23 protein-coding genes are annotated in these 19,833 nt (G+C 66.2%); 14 read left to right on the top strand and 9 right to left on the bottom strand.

Features of this window, described 5'->3' with window-relative positions; genetic code table 11:
- Positions 1 to 49: 49 nt before the first annotated feature.
- From KHY18_RS27375 to KHY18_RS23850, 4 genes are all read left to right on the top strand, one after another.
- Positions 50 to 760 carry a DNA polymerase III subunit gamma/tau C-terminal domain-containing protein gene (locus KHY18_RS27375; RefSeq protein WP_349630335.1) on the top strand — a complete coding sequence of 237 codons (711 nt, stop codon included), beginning with the start codon at positions 50 to 52 and terminating at the stop codon, positions 758 to 760.
- Positions 761 to 781: 21 nt separating this feature from the next.
- The gene (locus tag KHY18_RS23860; RefSeq protein WP_213305925.1) at positions 782 to 1,114 is read left to right on the top strand and encodes a YbaB/EbfC family nucleoid-associated protein; all 333 of its coding nucleotides are present in this window, start codon (positions 782 to 784) and stop codon (positions 1,112 to 1,114) included.
- Positions 1,115 to 1,380: 266 nt separating this feature from the next.
- On the top strand, positions 1,381 to 1,977 hold the full coding sequence (recR, locus tag KHY18_RS23855) for a recombination mediator RecR (protein WP_213305922.1): 597 nt from the start codon (positions 1,381 to 1,383) through the stop codon (positions 1,975 to 1,977).
- Positions 1,978 to 2,032: 55 nt separating this feature from the next.
- Positions 2,033 to 2,452, top strand: a complete 420-nt coding sequence (locus KHY18_RS23850; RefSeq protein ID WP_213305919.1) for an MAPEG family protein — start codon at positions 2,033 to 2,035, stop codon at positions 2,450 to 2,452.
- A 34-nt stretch (positions 2,453 to 2,486) separates the two neighbouring features.
- Here KHY18_RS23850 and KHY18_RS23845 read toward each other — a convergent pair whose 3' ends face one another.
- Both KHY18_RS23845 and gloB read right to left on the bottom strand, forming a co-directional pair.
- Positions 2,487 to 4,007: a transglycosylase SLT domain-containing protein gene (locus tag KHY18_RS23845; RefSeq protein WP_213305916.1), complete on the bottom strand. Its 1,521-nt coding sequence runs from the start codon at positions 4,005 to 4,007 to the stop codon at positions 2,487 to 2,489.
- Entirely contained in the window at positions 4,004 to 4,780 is a 777-nt protein-coding gene (gloB, locus tag KHY18_RS23840; RefSeq protein WP_213305913.1) for a hydroxyacylglutathione hydrolase, read from the bottom strand. Before gloB ends, KHY18_RS23845 begins: the two co-directional genes overlap by 4 nt.
- A gap of 19 nt (positions 4,781 to 4,799) precedes the next feature.
- On the opposite strand from gloB, the gene KHY18_RS23835 reads away from it, so the two are divergent.
- Positions 4,800 to 5,558, top strand: a complete 759-nt coding sequence (locus KHY18_RS23835; RefSeq protein ID WP_213305931.1) for a class I SAM-dependent methyltransferase — start codon at positions 4,800 to 4,802, stop codon at positions 5,556 to 5,558.
- Positions 5,559 to 5,570: 12 nt separating this feature from the next.
- A complete protein-coding gene (gene rnhA, locus KHY18_RS23830) occupies positions 5,571 to 6,020 on the top strand; it encodes a ribonuclease HI (protein WP_213305910.1) in 450 nt (149 codons plus the stop codon).
- 2 nt (positions 6,021 to 6,022) lie between these two features.
- Here the strand turns inward: rnhA and KHY18_RS23825 are convergent, their stop codons facing one another.
- The 3 genes from KHY18_RS23825 to KHY18_RS23815 form a co-directional block, all read right to left on the bottom strand.
- On the bottom strand, positions 6,023 to 6,352 hold the full coding sequence (locus KHY18_RS23825) for a thioredoxin family protein (protein WP_213305908.1): 330 nt from the start codon (positions 6,350 to 6,352) through the stop codon (positions 6,023 to 6,025).
- A gap of 44 nt (positions 6,353 to 6,396) precedes the next feature.
- Positions 6,397 to 7,698, bottom strand: coding sequence for a sensor domain-containing diguanylate cyclase (locus tag KHY18_RS23820; protein WP_213305905.1), 1,302 nt, complete (start codon positions 7,696 to 7,698; stop codon positions 6,397 to 6,399).
- Positions 7,699 to 7,945: 247 nt separating this feature from the next.
- Positions 7,946 to 8,191 carry a hypothetical protein gene (locus KHY18_RS23815; protein WP_213305902.1) on the bottom strand — a complete coding sequence of 82 codons (246 nt, stop codon included), beginning with the start codon at positions 8,189 to 8,191 and terminating at the stop codon, positions 7,946 to 7,948.
- A gap of 22 nt (positions 8,192 to 8,213) precedes the next feature.
- Between KHY18_RS23815 and KHY18_RS23810 the strand changes: the two genes are divergently transcribed.
- From KHY18_RS23810 to KHY18_RS23775, 8 genes are all read left to right on the top strand, one after another.
- Complete coding sequence (locus tag KHY18_RS23810; protein ID WP_213305899.1) at positions 8,214 to 8,708, top strand: tripartite tricarboxylate transporter TctB family protein; 495 nt, start codon at positions 8,214 to 8,216, stop codon at positions 8,706 to 8,708.
- A 3-nt stretch (positions 8,709 to 8,711) separates the two neighbouring features.
- Positions 8,712 to 9,608: a tripartite tricarboxylate transporter permease gene (locus tag KHY18_RS23805; protein WP_213305896.1), complete on the top strand. Its 897-nt coding sequence runs from the start codon at positions 8,712 to 8,714 to the stop codon at positions 9,606 to 9,608.
- A 92-nt stretch (positions 9,609 to 9,700) separates the two neighbouring features.
- Positions 9,701 to 10,456 (top strand): class II aldolase/adducin family protein, encoded by a 756-nt coding sequence (locus tag KHY18_RS23800; protein ID WP_213305893.1) that lies wholly within the window; start codon positions 9,701 to 9,703, stop codon positions 10,454 to 10,456.
- Between the two features lie 26 nt (positions 10,457 to 10,482).
- On the top strand, positions 10,483 to 11,343 hold the full coding sequence (locus KHY18_RS23795; protein ID WP_213305890.1) for an ABC transporter substrate-binding protein: 861 nt from the start codon (positions 10,483 to 10,485) through the stop codon (positions 11,341 to 11,343).
- Positions 11,340 to 12,356 (top strand): Bug family tripartite tricarboxylate transporter substrate binding protein, encoded by a 1,017-nt coding sequence (locus KHY18_RS23790; RefSeq protein WP_213305888.1) that lies wholly within the window; start codon positions 11,340 to 11,342, stop codon positions 12,354 to 12,356. The genes KHY18_RS23795 and KHY18_RS23790 overlap by 4 nt, the downstream gene beginning before the upstream one ends.
- Positions 12,353 to 13,354: a ketopantoate reductase family protein gene (locus KHY18_RS23785; RefSeq protein WP_213305885.1), complete on the top strand. Its 1,002-nt coding sequence runs from the start codon at positions 12,353 to 12,355 to the stop codon at positions 13,352 to 13,354. Before KHY18_RS23790 ends, KHY18_RS23785 begins: the two co-directional genes overlap by 4 nt.
- A gap of 499 nt (positions 13,355 to 13,853) precedes the next feature.
- Positions 13,854 to 14,420 carry an HD domain-containing protein gene (locus KHY18_RS23780; protein WP_213305928.1) on the top strand — a complete coding sequence of 189 codons (567 nt, stop codon included), beginning with the start codon at positions 13,854 to 13,856 and terminating at the stop codon, positions 14,418 to 14,420.
- A gap of 25 nt (positions 14,421 to 14,445) precedes the next feature.
- A complete protein-coding gene (locus tag KHY18_RS23775) occupies positions 14,446 to 16,068 on the top strand; it encodes an ABC transporter substrate-binding protein (protein WP_213305882.1) in 1,623 nt (540 codons plus the stop codon).
- Here KHY18_RS23775 and moeA read toward each other — a convergent pair.
- The 4 genes from moeA to KHY18_RS23755 form a co-directional block, all read right to left on the bottom strand.
- A complete protein-coding gene (moeA, locus tag KHY18_RS23770; protein ID WP_213305879.1) occupies positions 16,065 to 17,342 on the bottom strand; it encodes a molybdopterin molybdotransferase MoeA in 1,278 nt (425 codons plus the stop codon). The two genes, KHY18_RS23775 and moeA, sit on opposite strands and share 4 nt — an antisense overlap.
- Complete coding sequence (gene mobA / locus KHY18_RS23765) at positions 17,339 to 17,974, bottom strand: molybdenum cofactor guanylyltransferase MobA (protein WP_213305876.1); 636 nt, start codon at positions 17,972 to 17,974, stop codon at positions 17,339 to 17,341. Before mobA ends, moeA begins: the two co-directional genes overlap by 4 nt.
- The gene (gene moaA, locus KHY18_RS23760; RefSeq protein WP_213305873.1) at positions 17,967 to 19,103 is read right to left on the bottom strand and encodes a GTP 3',8-cyclase MoaA; all 1,137 of its coding nucleotides are present in this window, start codon (positions 19,101 to 19,103) and stop codon (positions 17,967 to 17,969) included. Before moaA ends, mobA begins: the two co-directional genes overlap by 8 nt.
- Before the next feature lie 67 nt (positions 19,104 to 19,170).
- Positions 19,171 to 19,758, bottom strand: coding sequence for a DUF2889 domain-containing protein (locus KHY18_RS23755; protein ID WP_213305870.1), 588 nt, complete (start codon positions 19,756 to 19,758; stop codon positions 19,171 to 19,173).
- Between the last annotated feature and the right edge of the window lie 75 nt (positions 19,759 to 19,833).

Here is a 19,833-nt window from a genome sequence, read left to right as displayed (position 1 = left end):
TGCGCCGGCCCCCGTGCCAGCCCCCGTGCCAGCCCCTGTGCCAGCCCCTGTGCCATCCCCTGTACCCGCATCGCCGGTCGCGGCCCCGCGTCAGCGCGTCGACCCCGCCCCGGCGCAGCGCCAGCCCATGCCCGAAACCGTGGCGTTCGACAATGAGGGTGACGCCATCGGCATGGACAGCGTGGAATTCGCTCCGCTCGAAGTGCCGCCTTGGGAGTCGCTGCCGTCCGATGCGCCTTCGCCGCGCGCCGCGGCCCGGCAAGCGGCGCCCGTGGACAGTTCGCCCGAACCCGAACCCGAACCCGCACCCGAGCCCATGGCGATCGCCCGCCCGGCATGGACGCCTTCCGAACCTTCGGGCGAGCCCGTGGCGACCACACCCGAAGGCGACCGCTGGTACGCGGCCGTGCAGCAATTGATTGCCAGTGAAGCCATCACGGCGCTGGTGCGCGAACTCGCGCTGCAGTCGCAGCTCATGGGCTGCGACGGCGACCACTGGACGCTGTGCGTGCAGCGCCAGTCGCTGAACCAGGCGACGGCGCGCGAGCGCCTGCGCGCGGCCCTGGCCGAAGCCGGCCTGGCCCAGCAACTGAGCGTGGAAATTGGCGCGGTCACGGACACCCCCGCGCGCCGCAACGCCGCCGCGGCGCAGCAGCGCCAGCGCGTGGCCGAAGAAATTGTGATGAATGACCCCCTGGTGCAAACATTGATGCGCGAGCATGGCGCGCGCATTGTGCCGGGTAGTATCAAACCTGCTTAAACACTGAAAAGGAAACAACCCATGTTCAACAAAGGACAACTCGCCGGTCTCATGAAGCAGGCCCAGACCATGCAGGACAACCTCAAGAAGGCCCAGGATGAGTTGGGCCATGTCGAGGTCGAAGGCGAATCCGGCGCCGGTCTGGTCAAGGTGCTGATGACCTGCAAGCACGACGTCAAGCGCGTGACCATCGACCCGAGCCTGCTGGCCGAAGACAAGGACATGCTCGAAGACCTCGTGGCTGCCGCGTTCAACGCCGCCGTGCGCAAGGCCGAAGAAACTTCGCAGGAAAAGATGGGCAAGCTGACCGCGGGCATGCCCGGTCTGCCCGGTGGAATGAAATTCCCTTTCTGATGTGAAGCACCCCCTGAGCCGCTTACGCCGGATGGCCGGCCCCGGCTTCCCCCTCTCATCCTTCGGTGGAGGGGGGCGCCCGGCTCAGGGACGGCAGCCTCGCTGCGGGGCGGCCCTTGCTCGCTGCCCCTGAGCTGGAGCACGCCAGTTTCAAGGGGTTGCAACATGACTTGCCAACACGGTCGTGGGTCAGATGCCACCGCGTTAGGCCAATGTATTGATCTGCCTTGCGCAGGTCTTTTTTTTCTGTGCCTTCTGGAGAATCCATGGCCGTCCCCGATGTACATCCGCTCGATGATCTGATCCAGGCGCTGCGCCGTCTGCCCGGCGTCGGCATCAAGTCGGCCCAGCGCATGGCCTACCAGCTGTTGCAGCGCGACCGCGAAGGCGCGGTGCAGATCGCGCGCGCGCTCGACACGGCGCTCGAGGCGGTACAGCATTGCGCGCAGTGCCATACGTTCACCGTGGGCCATCTGTGCGCGATCTGCCAGGACGAGGGCCGGGATGCGGCACGGCTTTGCGTGGTCGAAACGCCGGCCGACCTGGCCGCGATGGAGCGCACGGGTGCCTACCAGGGCCGCTACTATGTGCTGATGGGCCGGCTGTCGCCGCTCGACGGCGTGGGGCCGCGCGACCTCGGCCTGCCCGAGCTGCTGGCGCGCACCGTCGACGACGGCGTGCAGGAAGTGATTCTCGCGACCAGCTTCACCGCCGAAGGCGAGGCCACGGCGCATGCGATCAGCGAGGCGCTCAAGAGCCGCGGCGTGCATGTGACGCGGCTGGCGCGCGGCGTGCCGGTGGGCAGCGAGCTGGAGTATGTGGATCTGGGCACGATTGCCCATGCGCTGGTGGACCGGCGCTGAACGCGCAGCCGCTTGTGATTTAGCACTAAGCCAGAAGACAGCCCAAGGAGCCCCCATGAATGCCCTGACCCCCCATTTCACCGTCGCCTACTGGTGCGTGCTGATCGCCGCGCTGCTGCCCACCGTCTGCGCTTATCTTGCGAAGAGCCGGGGCTTTGGCCGCAGCCGCGAGCAGGGCGGTTTCGACAACCACAACCCGCGCGCCTGGCTGCAGCAGCAGACCGGCTTTCAGGCGCGCGCGAATGCCGCCCAGGCGAACACCTTCGAAGCCCTGCCGTTCTTCATCGGGGCGGTGATCATTGCGCACCAACTGGGCGCGCAGCAGACCTGGCTGGACCTGCTGGCGCTGCTGTTCGTGCTGCTGCGCGGCTTCTATATCCTGATGTATGTGGCCGACATGGCCACGGCGCGCAGCGTGGTCTGGGCCGTTGCCATGTTGGTCAACGTGGCGATCCTGTTCGTCGGCTACCACTGAGTGCGCCGCCCGGGCCCCGGGCTGGCGCGGGGCTTCAGCGCTTCCTGACCTTGGACGGCGTGCCGCCCTTTTTGCTGGTCTGGGGCTGGGCCTTGGTCGAACGCGCCGAAGTCGCGACCTTGGCGCCGGCGCGCGGGCCGCGCGCGGTGGCGACGGCCGATGACGCGCGCATCGGCAGGAACATGACGATCGACTGTCCGGCCTTGAGGCTCGCACCGACCTTGAGGTCATTCCAGTCGGCCAGGTTGGCGACGCTGACCCGGTGGCGCTGCGCGAGGCTGGCCAGGGTGTCGCGCTTTTGTGCCTTGACGGTGGTGCGGCGGGTCACGATTTCAGGCGCGAATGCCACGTGACCGTTGTCGGCCACCTGGCTCGACACATCGGTGAGCGTGCTCGCGGTGCGCGGCACCATCAGCGCCGAACCGGCCTTGATCACCATGCGCGGCGGAATGTTGTTGATGGCGCGCAAGCCTTCTTCGCTCATGCCCACGCGCTGGGCCGCGTCGGCCACCGTCAGTGTGGAAGGCACGGTCCAGACGGTCCAGCTTGAATACTGGCCCTTGCCGTAGGCGTCGAGATTGCGCTCGAACACCTTGGCGTTGTCCCAGGGCAGCAGGATCTGCGGAATGCCGGCGGCGAAGATCACGGGCCGGCTCAGCGAAGGATTGAGCGCGCGGAAGTCGGAGACGGTGACGTCGGCCAGCTTGGCCGCGAGTTCCACGTCGATGTCGCGCTTGATGTCCACGGCCTGGAAGTAGGGGTGGTTCTCGATCAGCGGCAGCTCGGCGCTGAAGGCTTCGGGCGTGTTGACGATGTTCTTCACTGCCTGCAGCTTGGGCACGTACATGCGCGTTTCCGCGGGCATGTTGAGTTCGGCATAGGTGATGCCCAGGCCTGCCTTGCGGTTGCGCGCGATCGCGCGTCCGACGCTGCCTTCACCCCAGTTGTAGGCGGCCAGCGCCAGATGCCAGTCGCCGAACATGCCGTGCAGCTTCTGCAGGTAATCGAGCGCGGCGCGCGTCGAGGCCAGCACATCGCGGCGGTCGTCGCGGAAAACGTTCTGCTTGAGATCGAAATAGGTGCCGGTGGCGGGCATGAACTGCCACATGCCGGCCGCCTTGGCGCTGGACACGGCCTGCGGGTTGAACGCGCTCTCGATATAGGGCAGCAGCGCGAGTTCCGTCGGCATGCCGCGGCGCTCCAGCTCTTCGACGATGTGGAACAGGTACTTGCTCGAGCGCTCGGTCATGCGCAGGATGTAGTCGGGCCGGCTCGCATACCACTGCTCGCGGTCCTGGACCAGTTCATGGTCGAGGTCGGGCATCGCAAAGCCGCGGCGTATGCGATCCCAGAGATCGGCCGGAGCCGACAGCGAGGCCACGCCAGGCGTGGTCACCTGGGTGCGTGTGATGGGGCTCAGCGCGCCGTTCGGGTAGCGCGGCGTGTGCACGGCCGGGGTCTCGGCCTCGGCCGTGTTGGCGGCGTCGGGAGTGACGGTGGCGCAGCCGGCGAGCCAGAGCACGCTGCTGAGCAATACGGGGTAGAGAAGATTCATCGGAAATCGTTTTTCCAGGCACGCAATGCCGCAAGCACCTCGTGGGCTTGCTGCGGGTGAATACGCGCGTCATGGCGGTGAGCGGCTGTGGCCACCGTGGTTTCGCGCGTACGAAGAAAGGGGTTGATGCTGCGTTCCAGCACCATGCTCGAAGGCAGGGTGGGCTGGCCCTGGGCGCGCAGGCCCTGGCAATGCTCCATGTGGTGGAGCAGTGCGGCGTTGTTTGGTTCCACCGCCAGCGCAAAGCGAAGGTTAGAAAGTGTGTACTCATGCGCGCAGCACACCTGGGTGGTGTCGGGCAGCGCCGACAGCGCGTCGAGCGACTGCTGCATCTGCGCGGGCGTGCCTTCGAAAAGCCGGCCGCAGCCGCCCGAAAACAGCGTGTCGCCGCAGAACACCACCGGCTCGGGCAGGGCCGTGGCGCTATAGAAGGCGATATGGCCCGCGGTGTGTCCGGGCACATCGATCACTTGCCAGGGGCCGCCGAGCACGTCGACCTGATCGCCGCCCTGTACGCGCGTCACCGGCTCCGGCAGGGTTTCGCGTGCCGGGCCCCATACCTGGGCTCCGGTGGCAGCGCGCAGTGCTGCCACGCCGCCGACATGATCCGAATGGTGGTGCGTGATTAGAATGGATTGCAATTGCAGCGCGTGGCGCTCCAAGGCCGCGAACACGGGAGCCGCTTCGCCCGGGTCTATGACCAGGGCTTGACGGCCGTCGTGCAGCATCCAAATGTAGTTGTCAGAAAAAGCGGGCAGCGGCAACAGGTTCATGAGCGACAAAATTATAGGGATGCACCACTGGCTTGATTCCCCTACCGGGCGCTATCTGCTCGATTGGGAGCAGCAACGCTGCGATGAAGCCGTGGCGGATGTGTTTGGCTACCATAGCCTGCAGCTGGGTTTGCCTATGCTACAGGGCTTGCGCGCCAACCGCATGCCCCATCGTTGGCTGGCGCTCGAATCGGGCGCCGAAGCCGCGGCATGGGCGGCTGCGGCGTCCCCGCAGGCCCGGGAAGATTGGCCGGCACGCGCCGTGCTGGAACCTTCGGCGCTGCCGTTTGCAGAGGCCAGCCTCGACCTGGTGGTGCTGCCGCACACACTCGAGCGCACGCCCGATCCGCATGGCACGCTGCGCGAAGTCGCGCGTGTGCTGGTGCCTGAAGGGCGGGTGGTGATCTGCGGCATCAACCCTGCAAGTTGGTGGGGAATGCAGTCGGCGCTCGCGCCGCGCAGCATGCGCCTGCCCGATGCGCGCAGCGCCATCGGCTACTGGCGGCTGCGCGACTGGCTGCGGCTGCTGGCGCTCGACGTGCAGGCCGTGGAGTTCGGCTGCCACCGTCCGGCGGTGCAATCCGCGCAATGGCATCAACGCTGGGGCTGGATGGACGCTTTGGGCGAGCGCGCGTGGCCCATACTCGGGGGCGTTTATTGCGTGGTGGCCGTCAAGCGCGTGCCGGGCATGCGGCTGCTGGAGCCCGCCTGGCGCCAGCGCCAGCAGCCTGCGGCCGCGGCCGCGCCGCTGGCCCACCGCAGCAATCGAAAAACCTAGAGGAAGAAGAAGTTGAATCAAGTAGTGATCTATACCGACGGTGCCTGCAAGGGCAACCCCGGACCCGGTGGCTGGGGCGTGCTGATGCGGGCCGGCACCATGGAAAAGGAATTGTTTGGCGGGGAGTTGGGCACGACCAACAATCGCATGGAAATGATGGCCGTGATCGAGGCCCTGGCCGCGCTCAAGAGGCCTTGCGACGTGACGCTGTTCATCGACAGCCAGTACGTGCTCAAGGGCATCACCGAGTGGATCCATGGCTGGAAAGCCAAGGGCTGGCGCACGGCTTCGAAGGAACCCGTGAAGAACGTCGAACTGTGGCAGCGGCTCGACGAGCTGGTGAGCAAGGGCGGCCACCGCATCGACTGGCGCTGGGTCAAGGGCCATGCGGGCGATCCGGGCAACGAGCGCGCCGACATGCTCGCCAACAAGGGCGTGGACAAGGCCTTGGGCCGCGGCTGATCTCAGTCGCGCGGGAGTTTTGCGAGCTCCGCCGCGAGGCCGGCACTGTCTTGCGGGCGCACGCTGCGGCCCACTTCCTGGCCATCGCGCAAAAATACCAGCGTGGGCCACAGCTTGACGCGAAAGCTGCGTCCCAGGGGGCGGCCCGGGCCGTCCTCTATCTTCAGGTGCTCAACGTCGTCACGCGCTTGCAGCGCTTCGCGTATCAGAGGCTGAGCTCCCTTGCACCAGCCGCACCAGTCGGTGCCGAACTCCAGCACCGTGTTGCCCCTCAGGGCCTCCACATCTTGCGCGGAAGGGGCGGGCGTGATGGGCTGGGTCTGGAAGGGCATGCAGGGTTCCTTTTAAATGGGTGAAGACCGGGCCAGCCAGGATCTCAGCGGTCGCTGGCGCGCACCGCGCGCACCTGGTCGCGGCCCTCTTGTTTGGCACGGTACAGCAGTTGGTCGATGCGCTCGATGCAGTCGGCCAATTCCTGGCCGGATTCGATCTGGCCCACGCCCCCGGAAATGGTGATCGGCATGGGCAGCATGTCGGCGCAGGCCTGGCGCACCGCATGCCGGCAGCGGTCCAGCGTCAGCACGGCGCTGGTTTCGTCGCAGCCCGGCATGATCAGCAGGAATTCCTCGCCGCCCCAGCGGATGATCTTGTCGCTGGAGCGCAGGCACGCGGCCACGGTCCTGGCGACGGTGGCCAGCACCTTGTCGCCCGTGGGATGGCCGAAGGTGTCGTTGACCTGCTTGAAATTGTCGACATCGACCAGCGCCAGCGCGAGCGCGGCGCCGAGCGTGCGTGATTCGGCGACGGCTTTCTCCAGGTGCAGGCTGCCCGAAGTGCGCGTCAGCGCGCCGGTCAGGCTGTCGTGCTGCATCTGTTCGCGAAACGCGCGTTCCGACAGCACCTTGGCCGTGATGTCGCGCACCATGCTCACATAGTGCGTGACTTCGCCTTCGCTGTTGCGCAGCGGCGTGATGCTTTGCTCGCAATGCACTTCGGTGCCATCGGTGCGCTGATTGATGAAGATTTCACGCACCGGCTGGCCGTCCTTGAGCCGCGCCCAGAGCGCGGTGTAGAACGCCGGATCATGCCGCCCGGACTGGGCGACCGAAGGCTTGCGGCCGATCAGCTCGCTGGCGCGCAGGCCGGTGATTTTCTCGTAGCCCTGGTTGGCGAACTCGATGATGCCCAGATGGTTGCAGATCAGCACGCCGTCTTCGGTCGCATCGAGCGTGCGCGCGAAGATGTCCGACGAGGCCCTGGCCATCGCCAGCGCACTCAAGTCGTGCTGGACCGAAACAAAGTGGGTGATGCGTCCGTTGGCATCGCGCACCGGCGAGATGTTCCATTCGAGCAGGTAGGGCGTGCCGTCCTTGCGGTAGTTGAAGGTCGAGCCCTTGAAGAAGCGGCCTTCGGCGACGCAGTTGCGCAGTTCGGCAATGACTTTGGGGCAGGTGTGCGGGCCCTGCAGCATGCGCGGATTGCGCCCCAGCAGTTCATGCGCCGCGTAGCCGGTCATCTCGCACAGCGCCGGATTGACATAGACGATGCGGTGGTCGTGCTCGCCTGTGTCGGTGATCAGCACGGCATTGAACGCCTGCTCGATGGCCTGCAGCAGCAAAGCCGGCAGCTTGTCGGGCACGCCTTTGGTCGGTGGCGGAGAAGGCGAGCGGGAACGCATGCAGATGTTGTCGTGCCCTGAAAGGGGTGGCAAAAATGCTGCGCCCCCGATGCGGCAGGGCAGCGCCTGAGCGCAGATTATGCCGGCTCGGCGCAGATTTGCACGCCCCGATCGCTGCGTCGAACCCGCGCACGCCGGCGGCCGCGCCGGCCTGGTCATGGCGCAGTATGAACCGCCCATTTTTATCAAGCAAGGGCCCGGCCTTGAATATCGACATCGTCGATTAATTGGTTGGTAATTCCGATAATCAATGCGGCATGGTTGCTGCAAGCATACTATTCAAATATTTGATTGATATGATTTGAGTATCCATTAAATAACAAATTCCATTATTTGAAATTCTTCTAACGAAATTTTTGATTGGAATCAATAATCGTGCAGCTGCACTTGCATTATGGCGAGTCGCTTTCTGATTGTTGAGAAAATGAAACTCCGGAATATCCGCCACTTCATCGCCGTCGCCAGGCAAGCACAAGTTGCTCGCGCTGCGCATGGGCCTGCCAGCTCTGTGCAACATGCTTGACGGACCCGCCAGCGCCGCACGCCGCGCGACGGCTGCCCGCGAAGCATTGCTGGGCATCTTCCTTCTTGCCACGGGTTGCGGTTTCGCCTGGGAGGCGAGCGACTACACGCTGGGCTCGGCGCGCGACATGGGGCCGGGCTACTTTCCTCTGTGCCTGGGCGCGTTGCTGGCGCTGATCGGATTGGTGCTCGTTGCGCGGTCCGCGCTGCATGTGAATGTGTCGCGCTGGCGCGCGGATGCGAAAGAACTGCGCCATCCACGGCTATGGCATGTGGCCCTGGCATTGCTGGCGTTCGGCATCGCTGTCGAACAGGCGGGGCTGTTCGTTTCCACCATGGGCCTGGTCATCGCCAGCAGCGCCGCCGGACCGGGCTTTCGCTGGCGCGGCGCCTTGCCCTGGGCCTTGTGCGTCGCCACTTTTTGCTGCGCGCTGTTCGCCGTGCTGCTGGGCTTGCAGCTGCCGCTTTGGCCCACTTTCCTTTACTGAACCATGGACCTGCTGAACAACCTGGCTGCCGGTTTCGCCACGGCCCTGTCATGGGCCAATCTTCTTTACGCGCTGGGCGGCACCCTGATCGGCACCTTGATCGGCGTGCTGCCGGGGCTGGGTCCGCTGGTGACCATCGCGATGCTGCTGCCCGTCACCTACGGACTGGAGCCCACCAGTGCGCTGATCCTGCTGGCCGGCATCTACTATGGCTCGCAGTACGGCGGCTCCACCACCGCCATTCTGGTGAACATTCCCGGAGAGTCCTCGTCGGCCGTGACCCTGCTGGAAGGCCACCAGATGGCGCGCACCGGCCGCGCGGGCCCGGTGCTGGCCGGCGCCGCCATGGGCTCGTTCTTTGCGGGCTGCGTGGGCACGCTGCTGCTGGCCGCCTTTGCCGGGCCGCTGGCCAGCCTGGCGCTGCAGTTCGGCTCGCCGGAATACTTTGCGCTGATCTGGGGGCTGGTCGCGTCGATGTGGATAGGCAATCTGATGCTGGTGGTACTGAACCTGCCCCTGGTGGGCGTGTGGGTCAGCCTGCTCAAGGTGCCTTATCGCCTGCTGTTTCCCGCGATCCTGGCGTTCTGTGCGATCGGCGTGTTCTCGCTGCAGAACGCCGCCTTCGACATTTACCAGCTGGTGGCCTTCGGCGTGCTGGGCTGCTTTCTGGCCTACGTGGGCGCGCCCGCGGTGTCGCTGCTGCTGGGCTTCGTGATGGGGCCGATGCTGGAAGAGAACTTCCGCCGCTCGCTGCTGCTGTCCGACGGCCATCTGTCCATCTTCACGCAGCGTCCCTTGTCCCTGGGTCTGCTGCTGGCCGCGGCCGCGCTGCTGCTGGCGATTGCGCTGCCTGGCCTGCGCCGGCGGCGTCGCCTGATCGGCGACGAGGCGCTGACCTGAGCCATGGCCTGCGCAGACCCCTCCATGCCGTTGCGCCTGCCCGACCGGCGCTATCCGTCATCCCGTCAATGAAACCAGAAGATAGAGATCCGATGAGCAACTCCGCAGCGCCGCTGGCCGAGACCAGCGAATGGCAAACACGCGTCCACCTGGCCGCGGCCTACCGGGGCCTGGCATTGGCCGGCGTCAACGACCACACCTACAACCACCTCGCGGCGCGGCTGTGGGACGCACCGGAGCAGGTGCTGATCAAGCCCGAGCACCAGCAGTTCCATGAAGTCACGGCCTCGTCGCTGCTCAAGTACACGCTCGACGGCGAGAAGCTGTCGGGCGAAGGCAATGTGAGCCGCGGCGGGCTGGTCATCCACCTGGGCGTGCTCAAGGGGCGAGCCGACCTGCAGGCCACGTTCCACACCCATACGCCGGCCAACATCGCGGTCAGCGCCCAGCGTTTCGGTCTGCTCAATCTCAACCAGCATGCGGTGCGCTTTCACCGCCGCATCGGCTACCACGACTTCAAGGGCTTCGAGTTCGACGAAGCCGGCCGCCAGGGCCTGCTGACGGCGCTGGGCACGGGCCGCATCGCCATCCTGCGCAACCACGGCGTGCTGGTGGGCGGACGCACCATCGCCGAGGCCTATATCCACCACCATTTTTTGGAGACCGCCTGCCGTGCCCAGATCCAGGCGCTGGGCGCCGGCCTGGACAACCTGCTGCAGATTCCCGACGACATCGCCGAGCACTCGGCCCAGCAGATCGAACGCAAGCCCGCGATCACCGAGCAGCACCACGACTGGCACGCGCTGCTGCGTCAGGTGGAGGCCGCGTCCTCCGACTATCGCCACTGATTTCCCCACCCCCGAAAGGAACCGTCATGTCACAAGACAACCTGCCCACCATTCGCCTGGCCCCCAACGGTCCGGTGTTCGATCTGCCGATCTACGTCGCCCAGGAGCACCAGTTGTTCGAGAAGGCCGGCGTGCGCGTTCAATTCGTCGACAAGTACGACCCGCGCGCGTCTTCCGCCGACGCCTTCCAGCGCCAGAAGGAAGCGCTCTATGAGTGCGGCCAGGCCGACGGCTACAACCTTTGCGAATGGGCCGGTCTGGACCGCTCCGAGCGCAGCGGGCGCGGCAGCCGGGTGCAGGCGCTGCGGCCTTCGGTGGCGGCGCAGGCCATCGTGGCCTTCGACGTGGATCTGCAGGAGCCGCGCGATCTGGCCAACGTTCCCGTGGGCGTCAACGACCGCACCGGCTCGCACTACACGGCGCTGCAGTTGCTGGGCGGCGCCCTGCCCAAGGAAGAAGTCAACATCACCCACGCCGGCCCGCCCATCGAGCGCTACGCGGCGCTCAAGGAAGGCAAGCTGCGCGCCGTGGCGCTGATGGAGCCCTACATCAGTCTGGCGCTCAAGGAAGGTGCGCACATCATCGCGGCCAACTTCTACCGCGGCGCCGAAGTCATCTCGCCCGACCTTCCCGAAGCCGCGCGCAAGGCCTATCTGCAGGCGATCAACGAAGCCACCGATCTCATCAACCAGGACTTCGAACGCTACAAGCACTATGTGGTGGAGCCGGTGAAGGAGCTGCTGAGCGCGCAGGAGCTGCAAAACCATTTCGTGCATTACGCGCACAGCAAGCCGCTGGACGAGCAGCGCTTCGACGTCACCTACGAGTTCATGCGCCAATGGGATCTGACGCCGGGCCAGCACAGCTACAAGGAACTGGTGCTGTGAGTCTGAACGCCTTCCACACTTCGCTTCCCGCGGCGCGTGACGTGCTGTCCCTGGCCGCGCGCTGCGGCCTGGCCTCGCTGCTGGCCGTGGCCACGCTGGCCAGCGCGCAGAACGCCTCGTATCCCAGCAGCCCCGTCAAGGCGGTGATCGGCTGGGAGCCCGGCGGCGTGACCGACCTCGCGGCGCGCTCGCTGGCCAAGAAGCTGGGCGAGCGCTGGGGCCAGCCCCTGCTGGTGGAAAACCGGCCCGGCGGCGGCGGCATCATCGCCACCGCCGCGGTGGCGCGCGCGCGCCCTGACGGCTATACGCTGGCCTTCACCGGCGGCAGCGAACCGACGATTCGCCCGCTGGTGCAGAACGACCCTTACACCTACGCGCGCGACTTCACGCCCGTGGCCCTGGTCACCGTCAATCCCATCGTGCTGGTGGCCAATGCGGCCACGCCGTTCAAGACCGTGGCCGATCTGCGCCTGGACGCGCGCAGCAGCCAGGGCGGCATTCCTTTTTCTAGCTCGGGTGCGAGCTCCACGCCCCATCTGATCGGCGAGCTTTTCTCCGATGAGTCAGGCATCAAGCTCAAGCACATCGCCTATAAAGGCGGCGCGCCCGCGGCCACCGCGGTGGCCAGCGGCGAAGTGCCGCTGGGCTTCATGGTGCTGTCGTCGGCCAAGCCTTTCGTCGACGCCGGCAAGCTGCGCGTGATCGGCATCACGACGCGCCAGCGTGTCGCCACGGCGCCCGACTGGCCGACCATCGCGGAGCAGGGCATCAAGGACTTCGACGCTTCCGTGTGGACCGGCGTGTACGTGCGCAAGGAAACGCCCAAGGCCATTGTCGAGAAACTCGCGGCCGATGTCGCCGCCGTGCTGCGCGACCCCGAGATCGTCCAGTCGTTCGCCCAACTGGGCGCCGATCCTGGTACGCTGACCCTCGAGGCTTTCGGCCGTTATGTGCGCACCAGCGCTGAAAAGCAGGGCGCGGTCATCCAGCGATTGGGATTGGGCAAACCATGAGAATCACCGTCTTTGGCGCCGGCGCCATTGGAGGCCATCTGGCCGCCCGGCTGGCGCATGCCGGCCTCGATGTGTCCGTGGTGGCGCGCGGCGCGCAGCTCGAGGCCATACAGAAGAACGGCCTGCGCTTCATCAATCCCGTGCAGGACTTCACGGTGCGCGTGCGGGCCCGGGACTCGGCCGCTGCGCTGGGCCCGCAGGACCTGGTGATCAGCACCGTCAAGGCGCATTCACTGCCTGCGGCCACGGATTCGCTGCGCGCGCTGCTGGGCCCGGACACGCCGGTGATCTACGCGGTCAACGGCATTCCCTGGTGGTACTTCCATAAAGCGCAGGGCGAGCAAGCCGGTCAGCAGCTGCCGCGGCTGGACCCGGGCGCGCGCCTGTGGAACGACGTGGGCGTGGACCGCGCCATAGGCTGCGTGGTGCAATCGGCCAATGAAGTGACGGGGCCGGGCGTGGTGGAGAACCGCTCCGCGGACAACCGCTTCATCCTGGGCGAACCCGCGGGGGATGTCTCGCCACGGCTGGCGCGCATCGCCCGGGTGCTGCAGCAGGCCGTGCCGGAGATCCAGGCGACGGCCGATATCCGCCATGAAATCTGGAGCAAGCTGCTGCTCAACATGAGCACGTCGCCGCTGGCCTGTCTCACGCTATCGACGGGCCGCACCATCGCCACCGAACCCGCGCTGCAGGATCTGTTTCGCCGCACCATGGCCGAAGGCGCCCAGGTGGCGAGTGCCTTGGGCGTGGCGGTGGCCACCGATTTCGAGGCCCGATTCGAGCGCATGCGCAGACAGAGTCACCGCTCGTCGATGCTGCAGGATCTGCTCGCCGGCCGGCCGCTGGAAATCGACGGCCAACTGGCCGCCGTGCAGGACGTGGCCAGAAGCCTGGGCGTGGCCACGCCCACGTTCGATCTGCTCCTGGCCTTGCTGGTGCAGCGCGCGCGCGAAAGCGGGCTCTACCCCTCCCAGCCGCCCGCTCAGGGCGACTGAGTTCTGCGTTAGGGGCCGGCGCGCACGCCCGGCCCGACTCCCCCGCACCCCCACCTGATTCCAGCATGTCCGGCCCATGGCGCCGGGCAGTCGCTGCGCGAGCCGGTGAATCGTCCGATAAAACCCATTCCGGTTTCAATGGGAGAAACCGCGGTTGGGTATATTTATTTCATATTGATTAACTGCGAGTTAATGGCCTATATCTGAATCGTATTAATGGGCAATGTATTTAATATGCTTGAGATTGTTAAAACTCGAATAACCTAATGCATTTATTGATTCGTTTGTTTTGTTGATTATTTTTATAATCGGCTGCCTTGAGGTTGCGCACAAATAAATATTAACTCCCTGGGTTTTCGTGAGCGCACAGACCTCGTCAAGCCCAGGTACCACCGACATGGAGCCACCCATCATGAGCACCCTCGACACGCCGTCCCCCATCGCCGCCGACGCGCAGGCGCTGGAGCATCTGCTCACTGCCGAAGTGCAGTTCCGCCACATGCGCGACCGAACCCAGGCCGACTCCCACATCCTGACCGCCAGGCGCGTGCACTACAAGAGCGAACTGCCCAAGCGGGTGCTGGCCCACCTGCAGTTGCTGCGCGGCGATGCCGAAGGCTATCTCGTGGACCGTTTCGAACATTCGCTGCAGACGGCAACGCGCGCCCACCGCGACGGCCGTGACGAGGAATATGTGGTCTGCGCACTGCTGCATGACATAGGCGACAGCCTCGCGAGCTACAACCACGCCGAGCTGGCCGCGACCATTCTCAAGCCCTTCATCAGCCCCGCCAACCACTGGATGCTGGCCAAGCACAACCTTTTCCAAGGCTATTACTTCTTCCATTTCAGCGGCCGGGACCGCCATGCGCGTGACAAGTACTTGGACCATGCGCTGTACCAGCAGACGGCCGAGTTCTGCGAGCTGTACGACGGCGCGGCATTCGACCCCGACTACGACAGCCTTCCGCTCGAATTCTTCGAGCCCATGGTGCACCGCCTGCTAGAAAAACCGCGCTACAGCCCGCAGGAACTGGTGCGCGCCATGCAGGGCGAAAAGATCTGAATTTCACTTTCTTCATTCCATCCACATGACACTCCGCATTGCTTTTCACCGGCGCGCCCTGCTCGCCACCACCGCCTTGGCCTTCGGCCTGGGAGTAGGGGCCGCGCCGGCAGCGGCCCAGGGCGCGAACGGCGCCCAGCCCGTGCGCGGCGGCACGCTGTTCGCGGCCATTCATCCGCAGCCTTCCGTGCTGATCGTTGCCGTCAACAACCAGTACGCCAACGCGGCCGTGTCGGCCAACATCTTCGATGGCTTGCTCACCTACGACGAGCAGCAGCGCCCCCAGCCGTCGCTGGCCACGGCATGGACGGTCTCGCCCGATGGCAAGACCATCACCTTCAAGCTGCGCCAGAACGTGAAATGGCATGACGGCGCGCCGTTCACGTCGGCCGACGTGCGCTACAACGTGCTCGAAGTCTGGAAGAAAGTGCATGCACGCGGCCGCGTGACGTTTGCTCCGGTCATCGACGTGGAGACGCCCGATGCGCACACCGCGGTCTTCAAGCTCGAACGGCCCGCGCCGGTGATCCTCAACGCGCTGAGCCCTTCCGAAGCGCAGCTGCTGCCGCGCCACCTCTACGAAGGCACCGATGTGCGCACCAACCCCTGGAACGTCAAGCCCATAGGCACCGGGGCCTTTCGCTTCAAGGAGTGGCGGCGCAACGAGTTCATCGAACTGGTGCGCAACCCCGATTACTGGGAAGCCGGCAAGCCCTACCTGGACCGCGTGATCTACCGCGCCATTCCCGACGCCGCCGGGCGTTCCGCGGCGCTCGAAACCGGCGAGATCCAGTACCTTCCTTACTCGGGCGTGCCGTTCGCCGATGTGGCCCGTCTGCGCCAGCGGCCCGAGCTGGTGTTCGAGACGCGCGGCTACGACTACAGCGCGCAGATCTATGTGGTCGAGTTCAATCTGCGCCGTCCCTATGTGGAGCAGCAGAAGGTGCGCCAGGCCTTCGCGCATGCGATCGACAAGCAGGCGCTGATCAATACCGTGTGGTATGGCGTGAGCAAGCCGGTGAACGGGCCGATTCCGCCGGTGCTCAAGCAGTTCTACACCGAAGACAAGCCCGCCTACGACTTCGATCCGAAGAAGGCCGAGCAACTGCTCGACGAGGCCGGTTTTGCGCGCAAGGCCAACGGCGAGCGCTTCGCGATCACGTTCACGCCTTCGCCCAGCACCGAGGCCTATGCGGGCGCGGCGGAATTCATTCGCCAGAACCTGCAGCGCGTGGGCGTGACGCTCAACATCGTGCGCAGCGACGGACCGACCTACATCCGCAAGATCTACACCGACTACGATTTCGACATGCTGATCCAGGGCTACTCCGTGCTGCTGGACCCCGAGCTGGGCCTCACGCGCATCCTGTGGTCCAAGGGCGCGACCAAAGGCGTTCCCTATGTGAATGCCTCGAACTACGCCAATCCCAAGGTGGACAAGATCATCGAGGGCTACCAGCGCGAGCCCAACACCGACAAGCGCCGCAAGCTGTTCCACGACCTGCAGCGCGAAGTCAATGCCGATCTGCCGATCCTGCCCATCATGGACGCGCCGTTCTTCACTTTCCACAGCCGCAAGCTGCAGGGCCTCAAGCCCATCGCGGATGCGTCACGTGCGTCGCTCAAGGACGTTTGGCTGGCGCGCTAGATCGCGCCGTCGAACATCAGCACGTCGACCTGCGCTCCCGCCTGCACCGTGCCCTGGTCGTGGTGCAGCACGATCAGCCCGTTGGCCTGCAGCATGGAGCTGAGCACGCCCGAGCCCTGGTTGCCCGTGGTGCGCACCTGCAGCCGGCCGTCGGCGGCTGTGCTGACGATGCCGCGCTGGTACTCGGTGCGGCCGGGGCGCTTGCGCAGGGTTTCGCAGCTCATCGCCTGCAGCAGCGGCTGGGGCCGGGCGCGGCAGCCCATCATCTGCGCCAGCGCAGGGCGCACCAGCGCGATGAAGGCTACCATGGCCGCGACCGGATTGCCGGGCAGGCCGAACAGAATGGCGGGGCTGGCGCCAGTGCCCAGCCGGCCCACGGCCAACGGCCGGCCGGGGCGCATCGCAATGCGCCAGAACGTCACTTCGCCCAGGCGCTGCAGCAGGGGCCGCAGATGGTCGGCGTCGCCCGTGCTCACGCCGCCGCTGGTGATCACCGCATCGGCTTCGCCGGCCGCGCGCCGCAGCGCGGCTTCGAGCAGCGCCGGGTCGTCGCCCACGGGCGGTCCTTCGATGACCTCGACACCCAGCCGACGCAGCAGCGCGCAGATGGTGTAGCGGTTGCTGTCGTAGACCGCGGCCGCGCGCGGCGCTTCGCCGGGGCTGAGAATTTCATCGCCGGTGGAGAAATACGCGACGCGCAGCTTGCGAAACACCTGTGCCTGCGCCAGACCCAGGCTGGCCAGCAAACCGAGGGCCGCGGGCGTGAGGCGTTCGCCGCGCGCCAGCGCCACCGCGCCTTGCTGCAGGTCTTCGCCGCAGAGGCGGCGGTTGGCGCCGGGCCGCAGCAGATCGGGCGCGATCTCGATATGGTCGCCCTGCAGTGTCACGAGTTCCTGCGGCACCACAGTGTCCAGGCCCGGCGGCATGACGGCGCCGGTCATGATGCGCAGGCATTCGCCGGGGGCGAGCGTTTCCTGCCAGGTCGTGCCCGCATGCGCGCGGCCCGCGATGCGCAGGCGCAGCGCCTTGCCGGCCTGCAGCGCGCTGCCCGCGAACGCATAGCCGTCCATGGCCGAGTTGTCGTGCGCGGGCACGTTGATGGGCGAGACCAGATCATGGGCCAGCACCCGGTCCAGTGCCTGGCCCAGCGCCAGGCTTTCGATATCTGCGGGCGCGCTCACGAGGGCGCCCAGAAAGCGCTGGGCCGTGGCGACGTCGAGGTCATCGGGGTCGTAGCCTGGCAGGCGGGCGGCAATTTCCGGCAGGGTGGTCATCGGGCGTTTTCCAGGGCGTGCAGCTCTTCCAGGGTGTTGGCGTTGGCAAAGGCGCGCGCATCGTCTTCGGGCTGGTCGAAGGCCACGCTGATGCAGCGGTGCGTGCGCGCCCAGGCGTCTATCTTGCGTCCGCCCTGGGCCGTGTACTGCTGCAGGCTGGGCTGGAGCGCGGCCTGCAGCAGGCAGAAGACGGGTTGGTCGCGCCAGCGACTGCGGCCCTGGTCGTCGGTTTCCAGGCCCGCGGCAAAAACGATTTGTGCATCTTGCGCGGCCGCGGCCCGGGCCAGGCGCTGGGCGAGATCGGGCGGAAACAGCGGCGTGTCGCAGGGCACGGTCAGCAGCCAGGGCGTGGTGCAATGGGACAGACCGCAGAGAAAGCCCGCGAGCGGGCCCGCGTAGTCGCTGAGGCTGTCGGGCCAGACCGGCACACCGAAATCGGCGTAGCGATCGAGATGGCGGTTGGCGTTGATCAGGCAGCTGCCGACCTGGGGCGCGAGCCGCTGCAGTGCATGCTGGGCCAGCGGCAGGCCGCGAAACGGCTGCAGCCCCTTGTCGACGCCGCCCATGCGGCTGCCGCGGCCGCCGGCGAGCACCAGGCCGGTGATGTCTTGGACGCGCGCGGCTTCAGCCACCGATGTAGCTCATCTCTATGCGCTTGCCGGGGCTGGCGCTGCTGGGCGGCAGGCTGCTGCGCAATTGCGAATACTGGTCGCTGCGCTGCTGCCACATCGGCGCGATCGCGCCCGCGAGTTCGGCATCGCTCGCCCCGGCGCGCAGCAGGCTGCGCAAATCCCAGCCCTGGGACGCGAACAGGCACAGGTAGAGCTTGCCTTCGGTCGACAGCCGCGCGCGGTTGCAGTCGTGGCAGAACGCTTCGGTGACGCTGCTGATGAAGCCGACTTCGCCCAGCGCGGGATCGTATTCACCCAGCGCGTTCGCATGGCCCCAGCGCGCCGCGGTCTCGCCGGTGCTGCCGGGCGCGAGCGCCACCAGCGGGAATTCGGCCTGCAGGCGTTCGCGCACCTGGGACGAAGGCAGGACTTCGTCCATGCACCAGCCGTTGGTCGCGCCCACATCCATGTATTCGATGAAGCGCAGCGTCACGCCCGTGCCGCGGAAAAAGCGCGCCATGGGCAAAATCTGATCGTCGTTGGTGCCGCGCTGCACCACCATGTTGACCTTGATGCGCTCGAAGCCCACGGCCTGCGCGGTTTCTATGCCCTTGAGCACGTCGGTGACCGCGAAGTCGACATCGTTCATGCGGCGGAACACCGCGTCGTCGAGCGCGTCCAGGCTCACGGTGAGCCGGTTCAGGCCCGCGTCCTTGAGCGCGCGCGCCTTGCGTGCAAGCAGCGAGGCATTGGTGGTGAGCGTCACATCGGGCGCCAGGCCTTCGGCGGTGCGCAGCGCCGCGAGCTGGGCGACCAGCGCTTCGAGGTTCTTGCGCAGCAGTGGCTCGCCGCCCGTGAGACGGATCTTGTGCACGCCGTGGGCCAGGAAGATGCGCGCCAGTCGGGTGATTTCCTCGAAGCTCAGCAGTGCGCTGTGCGGCAGGTAGGTGTAGTCCTTGTCGAACACTTCCTTGGGCATGCAGTACTGGCAGCGGAAGTTGCAGCGGTCGGTGACGCTGATGCGCAGATCACGCAGCGGCCGGCCCAGCTGGTCAAGCAAATGACCGGTGGGGGACGCGCAGAGCCGCGGCACAGCCGCCGACAAGGCTGCTGTGCGCTGATCTACCAGGGGAATCACTCGTACAGCCATGGGGGTATTTTGCCGCAATCGCGAGCGCCAGTCCCGCGCGCCCGGCATGCCTGAGTGGGCACCGGGGCTAGACGCCGGACTTCTCGGTCGCCGGAATGTTTTGGACCGCAGGGCGCGACGCGCTCCAATGCACGAACTGCGGGTAATGCGCGGCCACGCCCGGGCCGTCGAAGTCCCAGCCCAGGCACTGGCCCAGGTGGCGCGGCGGTTGGTCGGGGTCGGCATTCGAGAACACGTTGGGCATCGACTGGAAGGCCGCCGTGGCCATGTTGAACAGTAGTTCGCGCAGGTGGGTGCAGCTGATGACGCCGCCCAGGTGCTCCTGGATCGACTTGCGCCAGCCCCGGCCCATATTGCAGCCGACCATCTTCTGCAGCGCCGCCGCGGCTTCGGGACAGTTGCCCAGCGGGTGGGAGTCCATGGCCACCTCGATGGCCTGCACCTGCAGCGTGTCGTCGATGGTGGCGCGTATCCACATGTGGTGAATGGCCGTGCCGGCGCGCAGCAGCTGGCCGTTGTTGAGCACGCGGTCCACGGCCTTGCTGTCGTGGAGTTCGCCTTCGATGTCCCAGAGGCCGTCGGGGCGTACAAAACTGCGGTAGCGTACATCGCGCAGATGCTGGGGGCTGCGGTTCTTGATTTCTGTCAGGGGCATCGTGGATTCTTCTGGGCGGGGCGCTGTGGTGCAGCTGCCGATGCCTGGACCGTAGCGAACAATCGCCGCGCAGGC

Origin of the sequence: Acidovorax sp. CCYZU-2555, from assembly GCF_018413525.1 — a bacterium.
In the GTDB taxonomy this organism is placed as follows: Bacteria; Pseudomonadota; Gammaproteobacteria; order Burkholderiales; family Burkholderiaceae_C; genus Comamonas.
This window is presented reverse-complemented; position numbering and strand designations above follow the sequence as displayed.